We start from the raw sequence: 2,564 nt of genomic DNA on the forward strand, positions 1-2,564 counted from the left end.
CGTGGAAGAGGAAGAACCCGTCTTTGCCGAGCGGAAGGGGGCGTGATGCAGCTTGTGGGGATGAAGGAGATATGCGCGTACATGAAGCGCAGCGACCGCACGGTGCGCAAGCTCATACGTTTGCATGAACTTCCCGCGGTGAAGATTGAAGGTGAATGGATATCGGACAGTGAGCTTATCAATGTGTGGCTGCGGGAAAAGATCAAGGACAGAAAGCATGGCAAAAAGAAGTGACCGCAGGGCCGAGGCGGAAAAAAGGGACAGGCTGCTTCATCTTCTGCTCATCATCATGACCATCTACGACCAGTGGATGATGGGTATCAGCGGCGGGGGAGAACGGGAGGGCGATGCCGTGCCCGCGCTGGATATGCGTGCCTGTGAAGCGGCGTGGGCGAAGAGGCAGCTTGCCCGCGTGTACCGCCGCATGGCGGAGTGTTTCGAGCTTCTGGGCTATCATGGCCGTTATTGCCTGAATGTCGGGCAGTTCCGCAGCGTGAACGAGAAGGTGGCGGCCATGAATGAATGCCTGCGCCGCCATGTTTCCGGCGCCTCCGGGGAACTTCATGAACTCGTCACCTGCACCAGGGTGCTGAGCTTTATGCTTTCCGCGCTGGTGCAGGCGACGCACGAAACACGCCGCCCCGTGCTCATGTTGGACGGCGTGTTTTCCACGTTTGCGGATCACTGGTTTCCCAACGACGTGCCCATGGCTCAGGCCGTGGTGAACATCTACGCGGAGTCCTGCGGCCGCGTGCTGGGGGTGAGCTTATGAGTGAAATGTTCAAGGACTCTTTGAAGTGTTGCCCCTTCTGCGGAGGGGAAGCGGAAATCAGAATGGATACGGATATCTCCGCCGGTGGTCTGTACGTCTATGCCGTGTGCAGACTGTGCGGAGCGCATCGTTCCCCGGAATGGGCGCGGACCGGAGAAGAGGGAAGAAAGGCGGCCGTGGTGCGGGCGGCCAGAGACTGGAACCGGAGGGCGGGAAAATGAGACGGAAGGGACACGTGACAAGCGCGGAAGTGGAGCGTCTGATTCTGGCCAACGCACGCCTCGCGGCACAGATTCGCCGGAACCGGGAGGAGGGCGGGGAAATACTGGCCGTGGCGCAAGTGACGATAGACGCGCTCAGGGAGGAGATTGCCGAACTGGAAAAGGAGAACCTGGAACTGAACATACGTTTGGGCGCGGTGAACAGAGCCTCTGATGATATGATCGGGTAATTTTATGAGTGCCTACTATAATGAGATTGACCCGTTCGCCGCCGCATGGCTCCGGGAACTGATAAAAGCCGGGCATATTGCACCGGGAGAAGTTGACACAAGGAGTATTGAAGATGTCGTGCCTTCCGACCTTGCCGGATTCAGGCAATGTCATTTTTTCGCCGGAATCGGAGTCTGGTCCTATGCCCTCCGTTGCGCCGGATGGCCGGATGACCGTCCCGTCTGGACAGGTTCCTGTCCCTGCCAGCCTTTCAGCGCGGCAGGCAAAAGAAAGGGGACTTCTGACGAGCGGCACCTGTGGCCAGCGTTTTTCCACCTCATCAGCCAGTGCCGGCCTGTCACAATCTTTGGCGAGCAGGTTGCAAGCCGTGACGGTCTTGCATGGTTCGACCTTGTATCATCTGACTTGGAAGGTGCGGGCTACGCCTGCGGGGCGGTTGATACCTGCGCTGCGGGCTTCGGTGCGCCGCATATCAGACAACGGCTCTACTGGGTGGCCTACGCCGACCATGAATTGCGGTACAGTGGCGGGGAGAACAGGGAGGGAAGGCGGAATGAATCTTCAAACGTGCGCATCGTTGGCCGGCTGGGCAACCCCTCGTTCTGTGGAAACGGGGCATTCCACCGGCAATCCTGCACGGGCGTTCGATCGCAAAAGTCGACTGGAGGACATGGTTTTTCTGACGGGCTGGGTAACACCGTCCGCACGGGACTGGAAGGACTCGTCGGGCATGTCCACGGAAGGTCCGGACGGCAGAAACAGGACGGATCAGCTTCCACGGCAGGCCGCAATGACGGAACCATGCCGACTGACGTTTTCTGGAGAAATGCTGACTGGCTTCTGTGCCGGGATGGAACGTGGCGGCCAGTTGAACCCGGCTCTTGCCCGCTGGCTCATGGGACTACCTCCAGAGTGGGACGACTGCGCGGTTATGGTAACGCCATTGTTGCGCCCCAGGCGGAAGCGTTCATAAGGACATTCATGGATATTTTACGGTAGGCTTCCTCTTGACATTCCCTTGAAAATTTAATTCACTGACCTCACGGAGCCTCAGAAACTCCTCAACAGACGGTCGAGTCACCACCCCGAAAGCGTGGCTATTTTCATGCCCTGCGCCGGACAAGCAGCGGCATCTTGTCGGCTATTTAAGGCCGGGAGTAGGCTAATAGAATACCCTTCGGGGGAATAGGCCTGGCTGTTCTGTTGCAGTTCTGAGCTCCCGGCCTTTTTTGCATTCTGCGAAAGGTCTATCAGAAAACAACAGAGGTGCCTTATGAAGTTTGAATCCCTGGAAAAGTGCGGCGGCAAGTGGTTCTCATCGCTCGACCGTTCGGCCCAGA

At 58.1% G+C, this 2,564-nt stretch carries 6 protein-coding genes; 5 read left to right on the plus strand and 1 reads right to left on the minus strand.

Annotation, left to right across the window (positions count from 1 at the left end; translation table 11 throughout):
- The first annotated feature begins 45 nt into the window (after positions 1–45).
- The 5 genes from Q0K07_RS13060 to Q0K07_RS13305 are packed head-to-tail and all read left to right on the plus strand — an operon-like array spanning position 46 to position 2,223.
- On the plus strand, positions 46–234 hold the full coding sequence (locus Q0K07_RS13060; RefSeq protein ID WP_294559797.1) for a helix-turn-helix domain-containing protein: 189 nt from the start codon (positions 46–48) through the stop codon (positions 232–234).
- Complete coding sequence (locus tag Q0K07_RS13065; RefSeq protein WP_294559798.1) at positions 218–772, plus strand: hypothetical protein; 555 nt, start codon at positions 218–220, stop codon at positions 770–772. The genes Q0K07_RS13060 and Q0K07_RS13065 overlap by 17 nt, the downstream gene beginning before the upstream one ends.
- Before the next feature lie 5 nt (positions 773–777).
- Positions 778–993, plus strand: a complete 216-nt coding sequence (locus tag Q0K07_RS13070; protein WP_294559801.1) for a Lar family restriction alleviation protein — start codon at positions 778–780, stop codon at positions 991–993.
- 14 nt (positions 994–1,007) lie between these two features.
- Positions 1,008–1,223: a hypothetical protein gene (locus Q0K07_RS13075; RefSeq protein WP_294559799.1), complete on the plus strand. Its 216-nt coding sequence runs from the start codon at positions 1,008–1,010 to the stop codon at positions 1,221–1,223.
- A gap of 4 nt (positions 1,224–1,227) precedes the next feature.
- On the plus strand, positions 1,228–2,223 hold the full coding sequence (locus Q0K07_RS13305) for a DNA cytosine methyltransferase (protein ID WP_367178913.1): 996 nt from the start codon (positions 1,228–1,230) through the stop codon (positions 2,221–2,223).
- A gap of 78 nt (positions 2,224–2,301) precedes the next feature.
- On the opposite strand, the gene Q0K07_RS13080 is transcribed toward Q0K07_RS13305, so the two are convergent.
- Positions 2,302–2,564, minus strand: a 263-nt coding sequence (locus tag Q0K07_RS13080) for a hypothetical protein (protein WP_294559800.1), incomplete at its 5' end; no start/stop codon positions are given.

It is taken from the genome of uncultured Mailhella sp., from assembly GCF_944324615.1.
Lineage (GTDB): Bacteria > Desulfobacterota > Desulfovibrionia > Desulfovibrionales > Desulfovibrionaceae > Mailhella.